General features: G+C 38.0%; 26 protein-coding genes. 4 read left to right on the top strand and 22 right to left on the bottom strand.

The window, feature by feature from the left end; genetic code table 11:
- Window positions 1-318: 318 nt before the first annotated feature.
- The gene (locus tag J6O61_RS02425; protein WP_292209141.1) at window positions 319-720 is read right to left on the bottom strand and encodes a hypothetical protein; all 402 of its coding nucleotides are present in this window, start codon (window positions 718-720) and stop codon (window positions 319-321) included.
- 151 nt (window positions 721-871) lie between these two features.
- Here J6O61_RS02425 and J6O61_RS02430 point away from each other — a divergent pair, with 151 nt between their 5' ends.
- Together J6O61_RS02430 and J6O61_RS02435 are read left to right on the top strand one after the other, a co-directional pair.
- Window positions 872-1,810 carry an Abi family protein gene (locus J6O61_RS02430; RefSeq protein ID WP_292209144.1) on the top strand — a complete coding sequence of 313 codons (939 nt, stop codon included), beginning with the start codon at window positions 872-874 and terminating at the stop codon, window positions 1,808-1,810.
- A 12-nt stretch (window positions 1,811-1,822) separates the two neighbouring features.
- On the top strand, window positions 1,823-1,993 hold the full coding sequence (locus J6O61_RS02435; RefSeq protein WP_292209146.1) for a hypothetical protein: 171 nt from the start codon (window positions 1,823-1,825) through the stop codon (window positions 1,991-1,993).
- A 392-nt stretch (window positions 1,994-2,385) separates the two neighbouring features.
- Here the strand turns inward: J6O61_RS02435 and J6O61_RS02440 are convergent, their stop codons facing one another.
- Window positions 2,386-4,077, bottom strand: a complete 1,692-nt coding sequence (locus J6O61_RS02440; RefSeq protein WP_292209149.1) for an alpha-amylase family glycosyl hydrolase — start codon at window positions 4,075-4,077, stop codon at window positions 2,386-2,388.
- A complete protein-coding gene (locus J6O61_RS02445) occupies window positions 4,074-7,010 on the bottom strand; it encodes an ATP-binding response regulator (RefSeq protein WP_292209152.1) in 2,937 nt (978 codons plus the stop codon). The genes J6O61_RS02440 and J6O61_RS02445 overlap by 4 nt, the downstream gene beginning before the upstream one ends.
- A gap of 253 nt (window positions 7,011-7,263) precedes the next feature.
- On the opposite strand from J6O61_RS02445, the gene J6O61_RS02450 reads away from it, so the two are divergent.
- Window positions 7,264-7,785, top strand: a complete 522-nt coding sequence (locus J6O61_RS02450) for a peptidylprolyl isomerase (protein WP_292209155.1) — start codon at window positions 7,264-7,266, stop codon at window positions 7,783-7,785.
- Between the two features lie 44 nt (window positions 7,786-7,829).
- Here J6O61_RS02450 and J6O61_RS02455 read toward each other — a convergent pair whose 3' ends face one another.
- The 9 genes from J6O61_RS02455 to J6O61_RS02495 form a co-directional block, all read right to left on the bottom strand.
- The gene (locus tag J6O61_RS02455; RefSeq protein WP_292209158.1) at window positions 7,830-8,555 is read right to left on the bottom strand and encodes a GTP pyrophosphokinase; all 726 of its coding nucleotides are present in this window, start codon (window positions 8,553-8,555) and stop codon (window positions 7,830-7,832) included.
- A gap of 170 nt (window positions 8,556-8,725) precedes the next feature.
- Window positions 8,726-9,946: a bacterial transcriptional activator domain-containing protein gene (locus J6O61_RS02460; RefSeq protein WP_292209160.1), complete on the bottom strand. Its 1,221-nt coding sequence runs from the start codon at window positions 9,944-9,946 to the stop codon at window positions 8,726-8,728.
- A gap of 24 nt (window positions 9,947-9,970) precedes the next feature.
- Complete coding sequence (locus J6O61_RS02465; protein WP_292209163.1) at window positions 9,971-10,186, bottom strand: hypothetical protein; 216 nt, start codon at window positions 10,184-10,186, stop codon at window positions 9,971-9,973.
- A gap of 198 nt (window positions 10,187-10,384) precedes the next feature.
- A complete protein-coding gene (locus J6O61_RS02470) occupies window positions 10,385-10,582 on the bottom strand; it encodes a PTS ascorbate transporter subunit IIC (RefSeq protein WP_026507580.1) in 198 nt (65 codons plus the stop codon).
- A gap of 3 nt (window positions 10,583-10,585) precedes the next feature.
- Entirely contained in the window at window positions 10,586-11,608 is a 1,023-nt protein-coding gene (locus J6O61_RS02475; RefSeq protein ID WP_292209200.1) for an SPFH domain-containing protein, read from the bottom strand.
- Window positions 11,609-11,721: 113 nt separating this feature from the next.
- Window positions 11,722-13,245, bottom strand: coding sequence for a hypothetical protein (locus J6O61_RS02480; RefSeq protein WP_292209165.1), 1,524 nt, complete (start codon window positions 13,243-13,245; stop codon window positions 11,722-11,724).
- Between the two features lie 102 nt (window positions 13,246-13,347).
- The gene (locus tag J6O61_RS02485) at window positions 13,348-13,578 is read right to left on the bottom strand and encodes a hypothetical protein (RefSeq protein ID WP_292209168.1); all 231 of its coding nucleotides are present in this window, start codon (window positions 13,576-13,578) and stop codon (window positions 13,348-13,350) included.
- A gap of 7 nt (window positions 13,579-13,585) precedes the next feature.
- Window positions 13,586-14,221: a helix-turn-helix domain-containing protein gene (locus J6O61_RS02490; protein WP_292209171.1), complete on the bottom strand. Its 636-nt coding sequence runs from the start codon at window positions 14,219-14,221 to the stop codon at window positions 13,586-13,588.
- Between the two features lie 185 nt (window positions 14,222-14,406).
- Window positions 14,407-16,065, bottom strand: a complete 1,659-nt coding sequence (locus J6O61_RS02495; protein WP_292209173.1) for a class I SAM-dependent methyltransferase — start codon at window positions 16,063-16,065, stop codon at window positions 14,407-14,409.
- Between the two features lie 218 nt (window positions 16,066-16,283).
- Here J6O61_RS02495 and J6O61_RS02500 point away from each other — a divergent pair, with 218 nt between their 5' ends.
- Window positions 16,284-16,760 carry a GNAT family N-acetyltransferase gene (locus J6O61_RS02500; protein ID WP_292209176.1) on the top strand — a complete coding sequence of 159 codons (477 nt, stop codon included), beginning with the start codon at window positions 16,284-16,286 and terminating at the stop codon, window positions 16,758-16,760.
- Between the two features lie 307 nt (window positions 16,761-17,067).
- On the opposite strand, the gene J6O61_RS02505 is transcribed toward J6O61_RS02500, so the two are convergent.
- The 10 genes from J6O61_RS02505 to J6O61_RS02550 all read right to left on the bottom strand — a co-directional run bounded on the left by J6O61_RS02505 (window position 17,068) and on the right by J6O61_RS02550 (window position 23,466).
- Entirely contained in the window at window positions 17,068-17,223 is a 156-nt protein-coding gene (locus tag J6O61_RS02505; RefSeq protein WP_292209179.1) for a hypothetical protein, read from the bottom strand.
- Window positions 17,216-17,413, bottom strand: a complete 198-nt coding sequence (locus J6O61_RS02510; RefSeq protein WP_242834395.1) for a hypothetical protein — start codon at window positions 17,411-17,413, stop codon at window positions 17,216-17,218. The genes J6O61_RS02505 and J6O61_RS02510 overlap by 8 nt, the downstream gene beginning before the upstream one ends.
- Before the next feature lie 208 nt (window positions 17,414-17,621).
- On the bottom strand, window positions 17,622-17,948 hold the full coding sequence (locus J6O61_RS02515; RefSeq protein ID WP_292209182.1) for a MazG nucleotide pyrophosphohydrolase domain-containing protein: 327 nt from the start codon (window positions 17,946-17,948) through the stop codon (window positions 17,622-17,624).
- Window positions 17,949-17,959: 11 nt separating this feature from the next.
- Window positions 17,960-18,502 (bottom strand): phosphoglycerate mutase family protein, encoded by a 543-nt coding sequence (locus J6O61_RS02520; protein ID WP_292209184.1) that lies wholly within the window; start codon window positions 18,500-18,502, stop codon window positions 17,960-17,962.
- Window positions 18,503-18,564: 62 nt separating this feature from the next.
- Window positions 18,565-19,488 (bottom strand): GNAT family N-acetyltransferase, encoded by a 924-nt coding sequence (locus J6O61_RS02525; protein WP_292209187.1) that lies wholly within the window; start codon window positions 19,486-19,488, stop codon window positions 18,565-18,567.
- A gap of 75 nt (window positions 19,489-19,563) precedes the next feature.
- Entirely contained in the window at window positions 19,564-19,938 is a 375-nt protein-coding gene (locus tag J6O61_RS02530; RefSeq protein WP_330613711.1) for an NUDIX domain-containing protein, read from the bottom strand.
- Window positions 19,904-20,572 (bottom strand): non-canonical purine NTP pyrophosphatase, encoded by a 669-nt coding sequence (locus J6O61_RS02535; protein WP_292209191.1) that lies wholly within the window; start codon window positions 20,570-20,572, stop codon window positions 19,904-19,906. The genes J6O61_RS02530 and J6O61_RS02535 overlap by 35 nt, the downstream gene beginning before the upstream one ends.
- Before the next feature lie 183 nt (window positions 20,573-20,755).
- Complete coding sequence (locus J6O61_RS02540; protein ID WP_292209193.1) at window positions 20,756-21,271, bottom strand: AAA family ATPase; 516 nt, start codon at window positions 21,269-21,271, stop codon at window positions 20,756-20,758.
- Window positions 21,272-21,807: 536 nt separating this feature from the next.
- Window positions 21,808-22,530 (bottom strand): PBECR4 domain-containing protein, encoded by a 723-nt coding sequence (locus tag J6O61_RS02545; RefSeq protein WP_292209195.1) that lies wholly within the window; start codon window positions 22,528-22,530, stop codon window positions 21,808-21,810.
- Between the two features lie 609 nt (window positions 22,531-23,139).
- Window positions 23,140-23,466: a MazG nucleotide pyrophosphohydrolase domain-containing protein gene (locus tag J6O61_RS02550; protein ID WP_292209198.1), complete on the bottom strand. Its 327-nt coding sequence runs from the start codon at window positions 23,464-23,466 to the stop codon at window positions 23,140-23,142.
- Between the last annotated feature and the right edge of the window lie 22 nt (window positions 23,467-23,488).

Here is a 23,488-nt window from a genome sequence, read left to right on the forward strand (position 1 = left end):
TTTTGTTGTTAAAAATCTTTTGTAGTAAATGTCTGTTTTAGTTCAAAAAAGTACGTTTTGGAACAGTAAATTTAGGGTGATTTTAGGGTACAAATCTGCGTACTAATCATGTATAATGTGGGAAAACAGCTATTGATCACGTTTCTTCATAAGAGTTTTATTTGACTGAACATAACAGTTGTAGTAATATGATTATGCGGAAACGCAATAAAAAGCGATTATATATTCTATGGCAAAGCGAAACCCTCGATGTGGCGACATCGAGGGTTTCTTGCTCGTTAGAGTTACTGCTGAACTTCGATTATTATGTAAAAATAGTTACTCCTGAGTTGATGACTCTGATGATGGAGCATCTACAATAATAACTTCATCCCATACAATATAATATGGCATATCATCAATAGTTAGTTTAAGTGGTAAGTTTACTTCATTAAACTCGGTAATGCATGCATTTTCTGGATAATCAAAGACTGACTCGATTATATTTATTGTACAAAAATCCTCCTGTCCTACATTTTCTACAGCTGGGTCATTTAGGAAGTCTTCGACTGAATTAAGTGATTCTATTACATTATAAAAATCAACGTCATCTTCAACCTTCTTCACATATGCTGTACCACTTCCCGTATAATGATTGTCTTCAGTGAATTCATCCTCGAAGTTGCTTCTACAGCAGATGCAACTATAATTGAAGACATCGAGAGGTGATAAGAGTGGCATTTCTGACTCCATCATATTGTATTCATTGACAATAAGGTTCTTAACATATAAAATGATTATAGTGACTAAGTTCCAGATACTCGTGAGGACTGGGACCGCGGGAGGACCTGAGGGCCCTCCTTTAATTTTTTTCTTGAGGAGTTTTTCTAATATGCCTAAGCCATATCTTCCGTATGGTAAACAAATCCAAAAACTAATAAATGATAAAGGGTTAATAATAAAAGATGTAAACTTTGCTGAGAGAATGCTAACCGATATCGGCTATTTCTCTCTAATTGGTGGATATAAGAATCTGTTTATCAATCCTATGACAAGGAAGTATGTAGGTGGTACTACCTTTGAAGATGTGCTTGCCTTATATCACTTTGACGAAGAATTAAGAGCCCTTACTTTTAATTATTTGATCAAGGTAGAGCAAAAGATACGGCAATTAATATCAGATAGTTTCTGCGCATCATTTGGTGAGAATCAATCTCAGTATCTTTCATCGGTAAATTATAATCAAAGTCCTAAATTATCCCATGATGTTACCAAGCTTATTAGTATTTTGGATTATCACGCAAACAAGAACACTGAGAAACCATATCTTGTACACCAGAGAAAAGTATATAGTAACGTTCCGTTATGGGTCACAACTAAAATCCTTACTTTTGGTCAGTTATCAAAATTCTATGGGTTATTACAACATAGACAGCAGAGTATGATCAGCAAAGCCTACACAAATGTGTCCGAGAAGGCTCTTGGTCAATATCTTGGTTGTCTGACTCTTTTTAGAAATGTATGTGCTCATAATGAGAGATTGTTCAGTCATAACCTTGTACAAAGAGAATTTCCCGACACTCCGATTCATAAAAAAATGAATCTCCCTATGACTGGATCAATGTATTCTATTGGTAAAAGGGATTACTTTGGATTAGTAATTGCTTTTAGATATTTACTAAGAAGAGATGAGTTTTTGCAATATAAGCGTAGTCTTAAGAAACTTATAGATCAATACTGCAAGAAGAGCCAGCGACTAACCAAGTCTAATCTGCTAGATCAGATGGGATTGCCTTCTGATTGGGAGAATATCACCAGGTATAAGATATAAACTGGTTAAGAAATGGTTAAATTCAAATCAATAGAAGATGCTCGAGACTCCTTTCTATCTGTATTTGGGAAAGTCAGGAAAACAGGTTCGAATCCTGCTTCCCCTGCTCTTAAAGAAAAGACTGGAATCCAGATAATTGCTGGAGTTTCAGTCTTTTTTGTTGTTAAAAATCTTTTGTTGTAAATGTCTGTTTTGGTTCAAAAAAGTACGTTTTGAAACATTTAAATTAGGGTAATTTTAGGGTACAAATCTGCGTACTAATCATGTAAAGCAATCAATCATAGCTACAACTCAGGTGATCATTTACGAAAAAATAAAGCCTTGTCATCCTTATTACGATTTGGATTTAGTGCAACGTTCTTTGGTCTTGGCTATTCCATCGGTAGGAATAGCAAGCATTAAAATAACCGCCAAGCCTGAACAACTAGCGGTTATTTTAATCACTATGTAATTTCGGACTAACCGTTGCTGTACGGGTAGCACCTTTTTATGCTTTCATTATAGCAAATTAATCTTAATCTTAATAATCAGCACAGTTACTCTAAAATTATTAATTTATTTATTGTACTGCAACTTTAGTTCCCAGCTGCTAAAACTGCTATTCCATAGGCAGGTATTACCACTTTCCCACCATTATATTCACATTTTTCCTCAGAAGTACAAAGGCTATACACAATATTCCCATAATCTTTCGACATATCATCTGTGGAAATATTCACTTCTTTTGACTCATCTGAAGTATTTATCAATATAAGAAGTCTCTCCACATCTGTCTCATAGGTGCTGCCTTCCTTCTTTTCCCTGACAAATGCAGAAATATCGCTGTTAGAAAGTGAATCAACATTCACAGTCCTGCCTCTTGCGATCACAGGGAACATATTTCTGAGTTTTATAGCTGCCTTGTAATAGTTAAAAATTGAGTACTCATCTGCCGCCTGCACATCAAGAGCCGGATACTTCATGTCAAACTTATCCATGTTGGCAGGGCCATTGCACATGCCTGTCAGGTCAGTAGAACTCCACTGCATTGGAGCTCTCTTGTTCTCATCCTTTCCGGAGCCCTTCATACCAAGTTCTTCGCCATAGTAAATAAACGCATTTCCGGTCATAAGAAGGTTAAGTGCTCCGGCAAGCTTCACCTTGTCCTGACTGCCCTTACCTGTATAATATCCAGCAGATCTGGCCATATCATGATTAGTGTAAAAAGGCGCATCGATGGAAGTGTCGCTAATTTCAGCCAGCTGACTTTCTATCTTCTCAAGAGCTTTACCGTAATTAGCTGCAGCGTTCGTTCCTCTTGCCACACCTGCGATAATTCCTTCGCTTCCGGCAAAATCAAAGTCAAAAAAGCTGTCAACACCGCTCTTATAATATTTAGAGTAGGTACTTGAATTGGTCCAGCATTCACCTACAATATAAGCATCTTCCTTTTGAGATTTAATAGTATCATTAAGCCAGGTCAAAAATTCAATGTTCTTAAGGTCATCACCTGTATAGTAGGACGTAACCGCATCAAGTCTGAATCCGTCAACTCCATGGTCTATCCAAAAACCTATAATATCCTCAATTTCTTTTTTCACATTATCATCATCAAGGTTAAGATCCGGCATACCAGACCAGAACCTTGCCTCATAATAAAAATCAGTCCCCGAAAGAGGTTCATACCCATCTGATTTTTCATATGAAAAATTGTAATAAGAAAGGTAAGGGCATGCCTTAAGATCCTCCTCTAAAAAGACGAGCCCTGAACTTTCATCAGTATTTTCATCCACAGTTTTATTTCTGTCTTTAAAATCATCCGCATTATCTGCAATATACTTCGCAGCCTCCTTAAACCACGGATGCTCTACAGATGTATGATTCAAAACCGTATCGATTATAACGTTTACATGCCTTTTATGACATTCATCCACAAGCTCATCAAAATCCTGCAGCGTACCGTATTCAGGATCTATATCCATATAGTCGGTGACATCATACTTGTGATAGGTGGGCGAAGGAGAAACAGGCATAAGCCAGATTTCATTGCACCCCAGATCGGTGTCCGTAGCATCATCTCCGTCATTTATATAGTCAAGTTTTTGAGTAACACCTTTTAAGTCTCCGATACCATCTCCATCGCTGTCATAAAAAGAATAAACGAAAATCTCATAGGTCGTGCGATACTTATCCTCAATCACGTTTAAAGGCGCTGCTTTATCCGCAGCGCCACAACCTGTCACCAGTACACTTATTATCCCCAATGTCAAAAAAACTTTTTTCATCATTTTGTCAAAACTCCCGTGATAGTATCCACCATCTGTTTCATATCGATAGGTTTTGCTATATGTCCGTTCATACCAGCCTCCTTGGCTTTTTTTACATCCTCGGAAAAAGCATTGGCCGTCATGGCAAGAATCGGTATACCGGCAAGTTCAGGATTATCAAGCTTTCTGATATTCTCAGTAGCCTCATAACCGCCCATTACAGGCATCTGAACATCCATCAGTACTAAATTATAATATCCGGGCTCAGAAGAGGCAACTTTATCAAGGGCATCTTTTCCATCAACAGCCTGTTCCACCATAAATCCAAGTCTCGTAAGAAGCTTAGTTGCAATTTCACGGTTGATCTGCATATCATCAGCCAAAAGAATTCTCACCTTGGAATAGTCCACTAAAATCTGCCCGGCTCCTGCCTTCTCCTCACTGGATTCATCGGCTTCTTCGGCGTCTGTCTGCTGTTCCTGAAGCTGCAGCTTTATGCTTACAACAAACTCTGTACCAACTCCCTTGGCAGTATTTACGGTAATGTCACCGCCCATAAGATCAACGATACTCTTGGTTATTGACATTCCAAGGCCTGTTCCCTGTATTCCGCTGACAGTAGATGTTTTTTCTCTTTCAAAAGCATCAAATACATTTGACGCAAACTCCTTACTCATGCCAATTCCGCTGTCCTTAACCCTGATCTCAAAGATTCCATAGCCTTCCTCAGAACAATCTATTTCCCATGCCTTAACTTCAACAGTTCCTCCATCCGGAGTAAACTTATAGGCATTGCTTATCAGGTTCAAAAGGACTCTGTTCAGTCTGTTTTTATCGCAGTAAACACAGGTGTTTCTAATATTGGAAGAATCGACAATAAAATCTATATGTTTCTCATCCATTTGGGTTTTAAACATATCTTTTATCTCTGCAAACGTCGAATGAAGATTCATTGGAATCGGCTCAATATCCATTTTTCCGCTTTCAATCCTGCTCATTTCCAGAACATCATTTATGAGAGCTAAAAGATGATGACTTGAACCCTTGATTTTCCCCAAATACTCTTTTAACTCCTCAAAAGTAACATCTTCTCTCTCCGCAAGATTTATATAACCTATGATGGCGTTCATAGGTGTTCTTATATCATGGGACATATTGGAGAGAAAAATTGTCTTGGCTCTGCTTTGTTCCAAAGCCTTTACCCTTTCTGCCTCAGTTTTTTTCTCCCTTGCTGTCATCATAGAATATAAACTGAACATGATTGCAAGAGCAGCAATGATCAGAAGCATCTGTATAAAACTGTTTCTGGTAATCTGGTCATCCGCCCTTTTTAGCTGTTCACTGATATACTCTTCCGTTTCTCTGACTATACTCCTATCGGTAAATCCGGTACTTTTCTCATAGTAATCGCTGATGTTTTGCACCATTTCCTCAGTGATTTCGTCTGTAGAATTTTTCATCCACATAAGTGATGTAAAAAATATTAAAAACAACAAAGAAATCCACACAATAGTAGATTTTCCAAATCTCTTTTTCTCATCATGTGAAAAGACAATCCTGAAATAGATAAATCCCAAGATACTCCAAAAGGCCAGTATCATGTAGGATTCTGTAGACATGGCATCTGCCGACCATGACATGAAGTAAATAAAGAAAACAAGAGACATAACAAGTCCTATACCTGCAGCCCCCTTTATATAATCATTGTTCTCTTTGTATGCAAGCCTAAGCGCACAGGCAGAAGTGTAGGCGTAAGCTATTGTAGCTCCGACTGTATTTACATCCACTATCCAGCCAATTGCGGATCTGCCAAAAAAAGGAATCACAAGTGAAATAAGAGTCAAAAACAGCATTGCGTTTTTAGGACTTTTATCCTTATTTAATTTTCCAAACCATTTAGGCAAAATCCCATCATCTGCCATTGCGTAAAGAAGCCTGCTGGCAGCAATAAAGTTTCCTATAAGTCCTGTCATAATTCCCGAAAAAGCTGCCACCCCAAGGATAACAACACCTGCCTGTCCCATTGCCTTATAGGCGCCGTAGAACGTAGGCAGCCCCATTATTCCATCCATTTTGTCAAGGCTTCCTACATATTCATACCAGTTGCCATAGCCCTCAGGAATATATAAAACCGCCAGCGCCACTAAAGCTACATATGCAACTGTCCCTGTTAAAAGAGCTATAGCAAAAATCCATATTGTTTTTTGGGGGGAAAAGTTGAAGCCCTCGGCAGAATTTGATACTGATTCAAATCCTACAAAAGCCCATGGTGAAAGGGCAACAATTGTTGAAATCTGCCTTATGGAAGATACTCCGATGTCATCTGATTTGGAAAACATTGGAGTAAAACTGTTTGAAATATTAAGACCGCCATTAAAAAATGCGCATAGAATTACAATTATGATTCCGCCTATAAGGAAAAGGGCAAATATAACCTGAAGATGCACAGTTATTCTTTTCCCAAGAGTTCCCAAAAGTCCGCAGATGGCAATAGCAACCAGCGAAAGCAAAACCTCGCCGAAATATACATCATAACCAAGAACTTCATAGTGAAATCCAAATTGGAACATGCCTCCTAAAAGATTTCTGCTTATAAGACCGAGCGCCGTAGCATTTGCCCATATTATCGCAACGTACACGAGAATAAGAAACCAGGAACTCATAAAACCATGATCATATCCAAAAATCTTAATAGTATATGTCAAAGTCCCTCCGGCGTCAGGATACTTATTGATCAGGAAGTTATAATTTACGCCGATTATAAACATCACAAAAGCGCCGATTATAAGACCAATAACCGTACCGACAGGCCCTGCCTTTGGTAAAAAAGTTGTGCCGGGCATCACAAAAGCGCCCCATCCTACTGCACATCCAAAGGAAAGTGCCCAAACAGACAGTGGGGATAAGTACTTACCCAGAGCATGATTTTCACTACCGGATTCAATGCTACTCACTTCAATACCTCAGTCCACAAAATACATGGATCATATTCTTACGAAATCCGCAGTTTAAGCGGATTTCTGAAATTTAGTTCAAGAAGTCATCCTTTTTAGAAGCATTATGAGCGATATACAGTTAAATTATATCACTAATAAAATATCGGAAGTTCAGATTATGAATTATTTCATAGTTTTCATAGATTTATTATAGATTCCGTCACTATATGATATACTAGTGTAATGAATAATAAAAAAGGGAGACATAAAAATGGCACAGAATCCTATTGTTACAATCACAATGGAAAACGGTGACGTGATTAAGGCAGAGCTTTATCCTGAAATCGCGCCTAATACAGTAAATAACTTCATCTCACTTGTGAGCAAAAATTTCTATGACGGACTTATTTTCCACAGAGTAATCCGCGGCTTCATGCTTCAGGGTGGTGACCCGGAAGGCACAGGAATGGGCGGCCCCGGATATGGCATAAAGGGTGAGTTTTCATCAAACGGTTTCAAAAATGACTTAAAGCACACAGAAGGTGTTCTTTCAATGGCAAGATCAATGATGCCCAATTCAGCAGGTTCTCAGTTCTTTATCATGCACAAAACTTCTCCTCATCTTGACGGAGATTATGCAGCATTCGGTAAAGTTATAGAGGGAATGGACGTTGTTAACAAAATCGCCGAAACAGACACTGACTGGAATGACAGACCTGTAAACGATCAGGTTATGAAAACAGTAACTGTAGAGACTTTTGGCGTATCTTATCCTGAACCTGAAAAAGCCTGAAATTAAATCAGACCTGAAAGCCCTTGGCTTTCAGGTCTGTTATTTTACTCATCTTCATCAATTTTTACTCTTATCTGCTGCATTCTAAGATCCAGCTGATTGATAAGGTCTGCACTAAACTTAAGATCGTCTGATATTACTTCCTGATTTTCAATGTTCTTTTTATACTTCATCTTGTGTTCAAGACTTGCCCAGAAATCCATTGCTATTGTTCTGAACTGAACTTCCACCTTCATATACTCTTTTTCTGTTGTGAGGAAAATGGGTACCTTAATAATAAGATGAAGGCTTCTGTAACCACTTTGCTTGGGCGTCTCAATGTAATCTTTTCTCTGGATAACAGTAATATCATCCTGCTTGGCAAGACAATCCGCAAGCATATAAATATCATCAATAAATGAACATATAACTCGTATTCCAGCTACATCTGAAAGATTCTTGTTAATATTCTCAATAGTAAAATCAACACCCTTGCGGTTTAACTTATTATATATGCTAATTGGTGTTTTGATTCTCATTTTTATTGATTCAAAAGGATTTCGATTGTTGATGAGTGAAAGCTCTTTGTTAAGGACATCCAGCTTTGTCCTGACTTCAGATAATGCACAATCATACTTCATCATAAGAATCTGAAACTCTTTAACCTGATCCTTCATTTTAAGTAAGTTTTCAACATCACTTTGTGTCATTATGTCGGTGTTAACTTTATCAGATTTTCCGGCAAGTTTAGCAAAATCTATCTTTGAATAGTCTAATCTCTTAACTGCCATAGACTTCACTTCCTTTCGCTTAATACTTCAAATACAGTATACCAATATACCTTAAACGTTCTGTGAACTAAATATTAAATTTTAAATAAACCCAAAATTCCGCGAAAGTGTAAATCACTCTCGCGGAATTCTCATAAAAAACCACTATCCCCACTTAAAATTCTATAAGTTTATTTTGCCTGAGCCAGATCTTTTGGAAGATCAGCAAGTGATACAACGCTATACTCCAATTCCGCTCTTGGTCCGGCCAAAACCTTATATTTATTTAACACTCTTCTATAAACTATTTTACAGCTCTCCTTACTGGTTCCCACAAGAAGAAGTAAAAACTGCGATGCCGAATACTTACAATACGTGTCACCCTGTCTTAAAGTCAAAGCTACCGCTTTCTGTAAGAGTTTTCCCTTGGCCTCCAGCTTGGTCTGATTTGAAATCTGTTTTCCCTCGTAATCAACAATTGTCAAAAGCATCATGTATACTGACTGTCCGCTTCTTTCCATGTTGCGGCTAAGTATATGATATGCATCAATGAAGCTTGGGTATGAGCAATCATATGCTCTTCCTTCTTCTGAATTAGCACTATCACGTCTTTCTACAATGTCGTCTCTTATTTTTAGTATTTTCCCTGGTGTATTAGTTATCTGTCGACTCATTTTCTCGTAGCATTCCATCAGGTCATTACTGGGTGTTATTCCCAGTTCATCAGTATAATACCTGACAGTCTCATCGTAAATGGAATATGCATCATCATATGCTTCCATACCTATGAGCGCATTTATCTCGCCAACCTGCCACTCATCATCGGGATATAGCTGAGCAGCCTTTTTATATACTCGATACATTGCTTCATAGTCTTTTTTCTTTTCATAGTAATTGCCAAGTGCAACTACGCACTCTGCATACATTTTCTGAAGCTGAACACTCTTAATGATAACCCATTCCTGTGTAGAAAGTTCAGGAAGAAGCTCAGCTCTATACAGTTCAACTGCCTGCTTGTAGAAAAGAACTCCCTCCGGAGTATCTCCGCACTGTCTTGCATTTTTAACAGCTGTTTCAAAACTTCCGGCATCTGTGATAACTTCAACATTTTCATCAACATAGAAAATGCCGTCCTTATTTACTATATATTCATAATCAGGAAGAGATGACCGCCCCAACTGCTTGTGCATCTGATAAATCAAATTGTTAAAGCTGTTATTGAGATTAGACTGTTCCTCTCTCTCATAAAGTGTGCCAATAAGCCGCTCTTTGGTGATGCCGTTATCACCTGCAAGCCACACAAGTTCAAGAAGCTGAATATATTTAGCTCCCTTGTTTTTACCTACGGATACGTTTCTTCCCTCATAAGAAATCGCAAGCCCACCGAACATCTGAACATCTAATCTAATCATTTTCCCCTCGTTCATGATTTCACCTCAACTACTGATCACTGTCTCCACATTTCCCTCATAATTGCAGACACTTAAATTTTCTACTTCAGTATTTTTCCCATCATTCCTAAAGTTAGACCACTTGCAGCACCAACATTCCCTCATGGGTACCAATACCCCGTCATCCGGCTCCCAATGTTCGCAGCAGTAGTCTTCTTTTACAACTCTGAGCCCCTCATTATTGTAGATAGGATTACTCATTGCTCTTCTCCCAATACAATTACACTTTTGTTTCTGTGATTATAGATTAGCATGAAACAAAATTACACTAACAAATTATGTCGCAAGTTGTATTTTTTTTGTCGTCTAATGTTATCTGTATGATAGCGACAAAAAGCCCTGCAGCAAAATGCTGCAAGGCTTCATAATCCATGCGACTCCTTTTCACATAACAATGCGTTATTTTATATCCAGCTCAGGCGGCTCGTCCAGATTCTGGGAAACGTACTTGCCATCTTTTTTACGCTGTTTAACACATTCAGTTAAAAGATATTCTATTTGTCCGTTAATCGATCGGAAGTCATCCTCTGCCCAGGCAGCTATTGCATCATATAACTTCGCATTAAGTCTTAACGGAACCTGCTTTTTTTCTGCCATACTTTAGTATAAACTTCCTGAGTTAACTATAGGCTGAGCATCGTGATTTCCGCACAATACCACGAGGAGGTTTGAAACCATCGCTGCCTTGCGCTCCTCATCCAAATTGACAATCTCTTTTTCGCCAAGTCTTTCAAGAGCCATTTCGACCATTCCTACTGCACCATCGACAATCAGTTTTCTCGCATCAACTACTGCTGAAGCCTGCTGCCTCTGAAGCATTGCAGCTGCAATTTCCGGAGCATACGCAAGATATGTGATTCTGGCATCTACTATCTCAAGTCCGGCTCCTTCAACCTTTTTCTGTATTTCCTCCCTGATTCTGCCCGCAACAACTTCAGTAGAACCGCGAAGACTTCCATCATCAGCCTGACCATCACCTGTTGTATCAACGTTTTCCGTGATGTCATAAGGATAAAGCTTAACAACATTCCTTACTGCAGAATCGCACTGAAGAGATAAGTATTCCTTGTAATTGTCTACCGCAAATACAGCCTTGGCTGTGTCTGTCACCTTCCACATAACTGCAACCGCTATTTCTACAGGATTACCCAGAACATCGTTAACCTTCTGTCTGGAATTACTTAAGGTCATAACTTTAAGTGATATCTTTTTACCGGAACCTGCCTTAAGCTCGCCTGTTGCTCCAATTTGTCCCGAGCTTACCACAATTCCTGAAAGACCGTTTTTCTTGTTATCAGATATGTCTCCACTCTGCCCAAGTCTGGTGTCTGCAGCCGGATTAAAGGCTGTGCAGAAAGGATTAACGAAGAAAAATCCGTCACCTTTAAGTGTTCCTACGTATTTGCCAAAAAGTGTAAGCACAAGAGCTTCTCCCGGCTTAAGAACCTTAAGTCCCAAGAACAGAATCCATCCGATGCACAGATAAAGAATTGAAACAATGAATAAAGCATTGTTTTCATTTGCACTTACGATCACACCAACAGTAGCTATTACATACAGCACTATTGCAAGAATCATTACTGTTATTCCATTCTTATGTCCGCTTATTACCTTTTCCTTTATATCCTCGTTCATGTCTATACCTCCGTCGCACTATTAAATCGAATTGTTTTGATATCATTATGATATCATTAATATTCTTTTTGTCAACACTCTCTTTATCAAAAAGTCGTCTTTTACTGTTCACCGACATATTCAAAGCTCATGCCATCGTCATGTGACACATACAGTCCTGACGGGTGTTTGCCAAGTTCTTCGCTATAATAATCCCCTGACCATGGGCTCTGACCTGCAAGCATATATAAACTTCCTTCTTCTAACCAGATCTTTTCCGGGATTACAAAAGGATTATAAATTGTTCCATCCGAAAGTTTGACCTTTGCAGAGGGATAATTTATCTGGGTAAAAGACTTTCCTCCGTCTTCAGTTCTGTAAAGAAGCGCATCATCACCGCCGTTATAAGACAGACAGGAAAATCCAAGGTTCGAATCATCGATAAATGTTATCCATTCCGCCTGACCACCGCAGCCATTGTAGGGATCACGATTTACCATAACCGGAGTTTTTTCTCCCTTTTGGTAAGCAACCAGCGAGTAATAGCTGCTGCCGCCTGCCCTGTCCACAAGAAGCATACCGTATGTCACCCCAACCTTTGTTGTATAAGAGCACTCAGGTTCTACAGATGGAAAAAATTCGTCACTCCCATCATTCACAAACTCTAGCTTTCCATAAGCTTTACCCTTGGGATAATCTGCCGATGTCAGCTTTTTATCTACAAAATCATATATAGCTTCGTACAAAGGATCATGATCGTACCCACCACTTAAATAGGGTGATGGATCAAAAGAATCAGAAATGGATGGCATAGCAAAAACAACCTCTTTGTAGAGCCAAGGTGCGTCTTCATAGGGAACTTCTTCAAGGCAGGACTCCAGCCATCCGCAGATATTCTCGCAAAACCAGGTCAGATCCTGCATCCCATTTTCATCAATAATTGGAACCTGAACTCTTCCGATGCTGTTTTCGGTGCATACTTTTTCTTCCCAGTAAAGGCCTCTTTGAAACCTTTCAGGGAAAGTATCTTCTGTGACTGCAATGAAATCATTTAAGTGCTGATACTCTTTTTTCATCTGCTCAGAGAGCTCACTTGAACTGTCTTCAGAAGTAGTCCCTATATCCACTCCTGTATTGTCTTTAAATCCATTAACATACGAATAGAATATTCCTTCTGCTACAGAGTCCGCTGAATTTCCGATATCGTGTTCAAGCCTTCTGTAAAAAAAGCTACTCTTTGACCATACAGAATAGTCACATCCGCCGTAGTCATCTTCAGTTTTTATCAGGTACAGGTTGCTTTTTTGAAGCACCACATTTCCATAGTTGTAATCAAAGACCAGATTTAACCAACTTCCCGCTAAAAAAATAATTGCAAGACATGTGACCCCAAGGCTGGCGCACCGCAGAATGGCCTTCCCGGGATTTGCTACGTCTTTTAACACTTTGATCCAAATGATAGTACAGATGATAACGAGCACAATCTGCCATATGACAACCAGCCACATTCCTGCATCATTGCACCATCTATGAAGTTTCCTAATATCAGTCTCTCCCTGCTTTAATATCACAAAAAGAATCGTCAATGCGCACAGTATTCCCATCAGCACTGACGATATTATTATCCACTTTTTCCCCTTGCTCATAGCACTTTTCTCCCGGTTACTCCAATAAGTCACCTTTCTGTAATGGCTTTTAAGTACGTTCCTCCAAAATCAGCGTCCGCCGCCCAATTTATTCTTGCTTTTTTACTGATAAAAAATATCTTGATTATCCTCTATAAATTCATAAATAATCTGTCTTGCAATCTTCTTACTGATCATATCTCCAGTTTCGTGAGCATGTTTCTGAAGATTGTAAATTTCTGTGAAGCCTTCCTTTCGAATTACCACAATTGGATCTGAATAGAATAATGTCCCTTCCTTTTCTAATATGCAAAGCTCATACCCTAAAAGTCTCTTTATTACAATGCAAGCCATAAAAAACTCACTCCCAAGCAGGCAGCATTTCAATTTTATGATCTGTCCACATTTTTATCAGCATGTTCTTATGCTCCTCATACCATGCTGTTATAACAGGAATAACATATTTAGAAAAATCCCCCAAAATTCTCCCTTCCTGAAGCTGTAAACTCCCCTGAACATTATCATCTAAGTAATTAATGTCTACAAACGGATCACCATAAAATTCCGAATCCATGAAAACTTCAATATCGCAAAATTCCGCAATCTTTACCATGGACTTATTTTCAGTTCTGTCAGTATAACCAGACTCTGTTTTCTTTTCTATTGCACGACGTGCATACTCAAGAAGATGCTCTCTTTCAAGCCAATCCATGCTGCTAAACAGTTCTATCAGCTCTCTCTCTTCTGTTCCTTTTGGAATAACCATATACTCAACATTCCTTCCTCTATCACTGTCTTCGGTGACCCCAGATAGAAGATATTCAGGGGTAACACCAAGAGCAGCACAAATTGCCATAATCTTATCAGAACCCGGATTTGTGTTCTTTTTCCTCCAATCACTTATAGTAGTTGTAGAAATACCTGTTCTAATAGAAAACTCTTTCTGAGTCATATTGCGTTCTTCCAGTAAAAAGAATATCTTCTGCCCTATTGTCATATCATCACCCCTTAAAAAATCGTTATTTACGGATTAATACTAACATCAGCTGTCAAAATCGTCAATTACGGATTTTTAATTCAGTAATCATGCAATCTGAAAAGCCTTGATTTTACGTGGTTTCTGTCCGCATATATTCATTTTTCGCTGCATTTAATAAACTTTGTCACTAAAACTCTCAAATCTTATCTTTTGATATACCAAGTATATCCATCAAAAATTAGCTCTTGCTCCTTATCTTTAAAAATCGGCAATAAAGTATCTTTCATCCAAGTTCTTACCTGTAATTCAGCCATATCACCACTTTCAATTCTGGCATTAACATTTGACTGTATCATCACAAAGTCTATAAATTCATCCAAACAAAAAGAATGAGTAAGTTCATAATTGATCTGCTTATACATTTTCAGGCCACTTATTAAGTCTGCATCAGTCCAAATATTCTCTTTACGCGGTGGTTTAGGGAATCGTTTCAAATACTCATCCTGATACCAACTTGTATATTCGGGAACATTCTTCATTTTATCTGTAATCCAGAAATCATAAATTATGATAAAACACTCATCTTTGGTCACTTTGATGAGATTTTCCATAAATCTCTTTTCATCAACCCAATTGACCATCCCTGCTGCTGATACCACATCATACTTTTCATCAGGTATGAAAGTATCTTCTGCTCCAGCAGTATAAAAACTATAGGCTTCGTCTGATCCATATAATTCATTACAGACCTCTACCATTGATTCTGCAATATCTGTACCTGTCACATGCCTGCATATAAGCTTCAGCGCTTTAGTTGACAGCCCTGCGCCACAACCAACATCAAGTCCATTACTGAACATATAATCATCGGGCAAATCACAATCTTTTCTAAATCTATCAATTACACCTTTATGTAACCAAGGTCTTTTTGCGTACCCCTCCGCAATTCTATGCGAATCAAATGATTTATTGTTCATACCTATGTCCCTCCAAAAAGTCTTAAGTAACTGATCTGATTTATTCTCCATACCGTCTATTCTTTCTCCATCATTTTGGGGAACTGAGAACCAAACTCTGTAATCAAAAGAATCCCAGTCTCCGCCAACATTTCTGATATCACGTATTTGAAAAGACAAAACGTAGTCACCCGGAATAAGCATTCCCAACTTGCTTGTCCAGTCAATCTGGATTTCCCCTGATGAGTCTTTTTCAATAGTAAATGTCTGCCCTTCTGTACCAAAATAATCTGTATATCCCCACTCGTCATCATCTTCAGAATGAACAATCAGATTAAAAGAATTATCCGCAGTAATCTCTCCGGTGACATATCCGCCGCTCTGAGAGTATCGCAGAGTACATCCAAACGGAGTTATATCTTCCGCTGTAAAGGTTAGGCCTAAACCTCCCATGTCCTCCAATGTTCCATGTGACATCCACTGAAGAGATTGTTGATAATCCTGATAAGTCAATACAAGATGCTTCCCATCATCTCCAAAGCTATAATGGGCATATTCATCTCTGTCTGCATAATGTATTACCAGATTATCGCCATCATTTACTTCATAAGAAAACGCTTCTACATTTCCTGCATTTGCGCCAAGACGTCTGCCGGTATATCCTTTAGAAAACTCGTAATAGTAATTCGTCCTACCATAATCAGCAGCCTGCCAAATTCCAGAATGTACAGGCATCTGGGCATCGAATTCATCTTCCTGAGTCTGATCAGTTGGACTAACTGACTCTAATGACTCTTCTGAAGAAGCTGCTACTGAATTCTGTTCTGCTTCTTTTGAATTGGAAATAGAGCATGCAGACAAAATAAGCATGCTAATAAGAATTGCCGAGGCTACTTTATTTTTCACATCAATCACTGTTCAGATTCCATTTCCCCAAATAGAATCTGGATTCTCCTTTTTTTCATACCCTTATATTGTAATAGCTTCCAATCATGATGGTCAATAAAAAAGCAAAAAGCTCCAGATCATATGGTTCATCCCTATTATCAACATGCTCAAAACGTTTTCGGTAACAAACAAAATTGCTATAATACTAATCAGTGCTATAAGGGAGGAGTATTAAGATGCATTGTAAAGAAATCATAGAGAAAACACTGAGAATTGACAGCTATGATGCTATATTTGAATTTGATAGACTTTGCTTCCCCACAGATTATTGGAATGAGTCCGATTGGAAAGACTTATTGAAAGATGATCGTGCAACATATTATTGCCTCATGGATGGTTCCAAAATCATTGGCAGCATATTTACCTATAACTGGGCTGGTAGCGGCAAGCATAATTATCTTAAAATAATGAATGTAGCGGTGCACCCTGACTATAGACGAACGGGACTTGGCCATAAACTCATGGACTATGCTTATAAGGAATACAAAGAATCAGGTTTAGATAAAATCTGTGCAGAGACACGCGCAAGTAATACCGCAATGCAGGGCCTTTTTGAAAAATGCGGATATCAGATAAACAAGATTGAAGAAGGGTATTATACTAACCCAAATGAAGCAGGTTTTAAGTATGTATTAGAACAGAGTAATTTCTGATAGTCTCATGCTTTCCAGAGGATAACACTAATGACTTTTAGAGAAAAAATGGCGCCAATTGGCTTTATAAATCTAAAAAAATGGCTTCCAGAAATGGATGGAGATGATCTTGTATTTGGACTATAGTTTAAAATCCGATTCGCATTATTGCTTGCGAATCGGATCTTCATCTTAAAACATATTATCCAAAAGAACACCGAAGTGTTCTTAGTAAATCTTCAAGAACGGAATTGATGCTGGCACCGCTTCCGCTGAAAACCTCGAAGGTTTTCGTTCGTTGTAAAAAAGTATATCACAAACACCTAGTTTAACAAAGGCTACACAAACTAGATCTTTTGATATCATCTGCATTAATATACACGCCAACTGTTTTTGCCATTTTTGTAATTGTTGATTTTCCACTGCCATTAGGTCCAGCAAAAACAATTACCTCTGGCTTTAAATTCTTCTCTACATCAGACATACTCTTTCCTCCCATCAGGGTAGAGTATATATGCTCGTTTCGCTTCGGCATCATAACCTGACGTAGGAAGCCCTTTAATTTTTCTTATCTCCTCGTCTATGCGTATGGATTCCTTAAATCTTTCAGTTAATTCATCATCCGAAATTCCACAGGTATAATCTAATTCATTTTTTTCTTTTATTTCCTGCATAGGCTACTCCTTAACTTTATCTGTATTGCATCATGCCTCTTACCAACATAATACAACAAATACTCATTTTTGTATCTTATCAAATATCACAACTGTCACACTTCTGTTTATAAGCTTTTTTGTATCTTTACAGCACTGAGTTTTATGGCACCGTTTTGGCACCGGTGCGTTATTGATTTCCAGATAGGGATCCTTAGTACACTTTTAATCACCAACGCTGCATGTTCTTTTGAAACTTGTTTGTGTAAGTATCTTTTAACTCCTCTGCAGTTATTCCATAGCAAAGAAGCACATCGTTATAGTACATTAGGACATCTGCAAGCTCTTCTATCAGATGCTCACGCTCAGGGTTATCCGCATTAGACGCTTCAAGGCCATACTTCTTCACTATATCAATTACTTCCCCAACTTCACCAATCATCCACAGCAACTTATTCTTCCCAACTTCCGGAGAAATACCTTCCCACTTGTCTTTGTATCTCTCCTGTAATGCTCTTTGCATATCAAGCATTTCATTTATACTAAAATCCGACATTGCTTTTCCCCTTAATAGTTTCTTGTAAGTAAAATCACTTCTCCATTACTATAGTTCACTCGCTCTTTATCTGCTTTGAAGCCAGCATTCTTCATTATTCTAATCAAAGTGTGCATAAAGAAACCATGCGTGACTATAGCACAATCCTCATTACGCTCTATTATCATGTTCACAAACTGCTCTGCTCTCTTAGAGGTCTGCTTCCTGCCTTCAGGTTGTCTTTTATTTCCGATTAGCCACTGCAGCCTTCCTAGAAAATTCCAAACACCCAACGGCAAACGTATTGCTATATCAAATCCTGAATGAAGCGGAACCTCATTTAGCAGTGCTGTCCTATTGAAATCCTCTTCTCCAAATATCTTTTCAGCAGTTTGTAGAGTCCTGTCCAAATCGCTAATAAAAATCTTTTGAATATCATCGTTCACTGTATCTACAGATGCCTTATCAATCGGAGCTTTGTCATATAACGCACACTGCTCATCAAACTCAGCAGATGTGCACCACTTTTTCCAATCATGAAGTACTTTTCCATGCCTAATTATCATTACTCTCATTTAACAGATACCATCCAGTTATCACCCTCAACAAGATATTGGAACTCTGTAAGTTATCTGCCTTATGTGTATATTACCTTTCTAAGCGCAGGTCCACAGAATTCGTGTGGGCAAAGCTTAAAGCCTTGTTTTACATAGAATTCTTCTTTTCCTTTTTCTGCCAGCAGTTGTACACTTATTCTCGCTCCTTCAGGCGCATCTTTTTGAATAAGCTCAAGTAATTTACTAATTATAGTTGAGCCAACCTTTTTTCCTTGATATTCAGGTCTTACTACAACGTCCACAATAGTGTAGTACATGCCATCTCCAACTGCTCTTCCCATTGCTATAGGCTTATCTTCATCCTTTACCAATATAAAAAACGCACTTTTATTTATGGCTTTCTGCACCTGTTCTGGACAGAAATTATTCCAATCAACAGATCTTCGAAGTTCAAAATAAGTATCTAAATCCGGTATTGTTTCATAATAAACTATTTCCATCTTTTTTATCCCATCAAGTATTATAGTTATAGCTTTTTCAACATCTTTTGTAGTAAGGCCAACCTCAGCATCTGTCTTTACCTGATGTTTTTCAATCTCACTATTATGCAGTTCAAGATCATCAAGTACTACCCAATTCGCTGAAGGATTATCTTTTAACCACAAAAGTATTTCATCAGCTTTAACCAAGCTAAACTTCTTGGTCTTTCTTATCTCTTCCGTAGTTAAGTCTGGTGTTACTCCTGCAATCGTAATGCCTGCTTCCTTCATTGTGTTAGCCAAAAAATCTGCTTCCGTCCTTAATGGTTTCATCGTTTCATCAAACCAAAATCTCCAACCAGAATGAAGAATTATCTTAGCATTAGTTCTTTTCACAAGGCTTCCAAGTAACTTTACAGCCTCAGAATCAATATATTTGCCATTACTAATTTCCCTCTGATGTTCGTTATCCCAAAACTTTGAATTAAGAACTCCATCCACATCAAGAAATATTACATTGCTCATAATACAATCCCTTACTAACGTTTTTATGAAAAAATTCCTGTCACCATTATGGTGTATGCCCATAAATAGGCATTTTCAGCCGTTTATAAATTCATCTGCTTCTAACAATATTCTTCTTGGATTCTCATATTCCAACAGATGTAATGCATCTTCAAGTTTCAATCTTTTGATAGTTTTCACTTCTTGTGGCCTTACAATCCTAGGCTCCTGATTTTTATTTTCTGCAAGAAAGTACACAACCTGCCTCTTTATGGTTGGTCTCTCGGCAGGTACATATTCACTCACTTTTCTAAAACCTGATATCAATTTGAGATTAAGTCCCGTTTCTTCCAAAATCTCTCGAATTGCTGTTTGTTCCTCAGATTCACCAATTTCAATATGGCCTTTCGGAAAACTATAAAATCCAGACGTTTCCTCAACTAAAAAGTATTCTGTGTGACCATCTATTATCGAATAAACTACAGCACCACATGATTTTTTCCGGAATTATTTTGGATTCTTGCAAAAATCTAATGCACTTTTCATCAAAAGAACCTGCAAGAACTGAAAGTTCATCTAATGAGCAGTCATTAAAGTACTTGCTGTTGGCTGGACAAATCGTTACAACATCAAGCGGATTACCTCTATGTTGCCTGTTAGGATTGGGTTCACATGTGATTATGAAATCATCATCCGGAATTTCTGCTGTATATTCTTGCCCATCCACCATCAGAACCAAACCGGTAATATAGCGTGCATTCAGCTTCCCGCCATATCTCGCAGCCAGATTGCTATAATGCGTGATCATTTCATCTTCCGATAACGTTTTGCCATTTACCCTTCGCACAAATAGTCCTGGCTGAGCATCAGAAGGAATGTCATCCACATAAAGTCCTGAGTCGGCTGCTAATGTAGGTAGTCCTGTTTTCTCATAATAAGCTTTTGCCTTCAATCTGGCATTCTCTATAGGTGTACTGCCTGATTCATCGACATCTATATGGATTCCCAAATCCTTAGGAGTGATAATCTCTACATCATAGCCCGTGAGCCTGTATCTCATATTGCATATTTTTGATTCATTACCTGTAGCATATAACAATTGCATATTTCAAATACCTTTCTCACAAGCTCTAATTATAGTTCGTTTTATTATTTCTAAATTATCCTTTATGTTCCCGGTTACTCCAAATTTATAAGCTGCTATTTTCATAGTGCCTCCAGAAGTTCTGATAAACTATCCACTTCATAATTTGGCTTTTACCTTTACTATTTGACTTGCATTCACTAATCAAGAAATAACATTTAAAAGTGTTTCAACATTAGTAGCTACTTCGACAGTTCCATCTATACTAATTACAGGACATGTTAAATCCTTCAGCCAGCCTTTTGCATGATCATCAGATCTCTCCTCAACCATTTTAAAGAAACGTTCTTCACTCTCGTAAAGGTCTCCTCCTGGTAACATACGATTTCCAAATTTGTCATTGGACCTTTTTCTTACCCTTGCCATTCTAATCTCTTTGGGTATATCAATGTATACTGCCAGATCGAATAGTTTTTCTATCTGCTCGCTATAATTACCACGAACTGAAGCTAGTACAACGTCTTCATTTTCTTCCAGGTCTTTTAATAAAAGCGCTGCTACTTCTTCCTCTGTCCTCTGAACACTGTATTCATATTTATCATCTGTCTTCGGGAAATAATAATCTTCGATATCTCTGAATTCATAATGAAGCTGCCCTGCCAATGCTCTCCCCAAAGTACTTTTACCAGCTCCATTTAAACCACAAATAATGATACGCATATTATAATGATTTAACTCCCAACACTTTTTATAAAAAAGAAAACATGTGCCCTTCCCATGAACACATGCCTTAATCTTAACACAACGATATTAAAGATTCTATCAACATTCATTTGTCTCTTATTTGTTGTAAATAAACCATCTAATAATTAAAGCCCCGACTCTCGTCGAGGCTTTAATTATATAGTGTTATCTTTTCAGCTTGCGCCTAACTGGCTCGCGGTTGTCACACTAAACCCGCCCATAGACTCCATGTATCCCCCTGCCAGTAGGGATTTACACTTCACAGCCAACAAATGCTCAAAGTCATTTGTTACAACTTTAATATACAGTGTCACAATAAACCTGTCAGTTGAAATCTATACTCTCACATGTTTTATAGCCTCTTGCTCATATATTACATCCCACTCATCATCAAGAATCCAATCATCATCCAGAGAAAGATCTTCGATTCTTACAGCGTTTTTTATGCAGAAGTTCCCTGTTTTCTTTAAGAAAGTCCTTATAATCCTGAACAGATCTAATCTTAGACATTTTTACTCCTCCTTAGAATAGTTTGGGTGTTTATACAAAATAATATTTTTATCTGCAAAAATATTGTGTTTAGTCTTCATCATCCAATACAGTATATCTCCACCATAAGCAATATTCTCTTTCTTGAAAAAGGATATCAGCCTGCATTCTCCTGTTGCATCATTTATACACTTAAGGAATATATATACTGTAATCCCTGCGGAAATTTGACTTTCAATTATATAATCTGCATCTATCAATGAAGATAAATACCTTTGGTTTTTAATTGAAAAGATCTTAATGATGTTATCCGTGTCAAGATATTCCTCTAAAAACCTCAATTCTTCGATTCTTGATTTTATATTGCCTTCAGGTATTTTTTCTCTGAAGAACTTACTCTTTCCGATAGTTTCATCTGTAATAGCCCTAGAAAACAGAATATAATCCAATGTTTTATTCTTATTCCTGGGAATCTGAATATCTGTCAAATGCTGTAATCCTGCCAAATGAAAAAACTCTTTATTAGAAAAGGATAGCTTTATCTTCCTTGTTTTTCTTCGATGCGATAATACAAATTCATACTCATACTGTTGTAATGCTACGTACTTTGCAGCTGCCTGATATATTAAATCCATTAGGTAACCTTTTACATAATAAAAGCCTCGCAACAAGGTGCTGCAAGGCTTCATAGTCTTTTTTGCAACTTTCTTTCGCAAATCGCTAGATGGGTTATGGTAAGTTGCCACCTTTATAAGCCTCCACGTTCACCGCCTCCCATCGCGGATTCCGATTCACAGGCAAATAAAGCATTTTTATGAGTGTGCTTCTCAAGAAGTTTCCTTCTACCATCATAATACATATTCCAGTCATGATAGTCAATCAAAAAACTATAAAATTTACTAACTCCATATTGGCACCGGAAGTGCCCTTTACAAAAGCGCATAAATACTGAATATAATCAGAGTCAAAACTCGGAAACGAAATCAGAGATTTCGCTTGCTAGCGCGGGGCATGAACTAAGCGAACCTCGATTCCGCTTTCGCTCCATCTCGGTCACGGTATTCGCTGAATGCCTAAAAAGCAAATATAAATAGCCCATCGTGCTTGCACGAAATGGGCTGTTTTTTATTTGCTTTTTAATCGCTTAGCTCATTACTAACGTGAACATTACTCAACGATTGTAGCAACCTTACCTGATCCAACTGTACGTCTACCCTCACGGCTTAACGGTCTTTATATCTATTTGGAAAGCCTTGACTTTACGTGGTTTCTATTCGCATATATCTCATGTTTCGCTTCATTTTTAGTGGTTTTTGAAATTTTTAGAGCCATTTTAGAGCCAAATCACATTTACGTCACCAGCGCTTCATGTTCTTTTGAAACTTGTTTGTGTAAGTATCTTTTAACTCCTCTGCAGTTATTCCATAGCAAAGAAGCACATCGTTATAGTACATTAAGACATCTGCAAGCTCTTCTATCAGATGCTCACGCTCAGGGTGGTCTGCATTTGAAGCCTCTGGACCATGCTTTTTTACTATATCAATTACTTCCCCAACTTCACCAATCATCCACAACAGCTTACTCTTCCCAACTTCCGGAGAAATACCTTCCCACTTGTCTTTGTATCTCTCCTGTAATGTTCTTTGCATTTCAAGCATTTCATTAATACCAAAATCCGCCATTGTTCTTCACCTTAACACTTTC

Origin of the sequence: Butyrivibrio sp., from assembly GCF_017635265.1 — a bacterium.
Classification (GTDB): domain Bacteria; phylum Bacillota; class Clostridia; order Lachnospirales; family Lachnospiraceae; genus Butyrivibrio.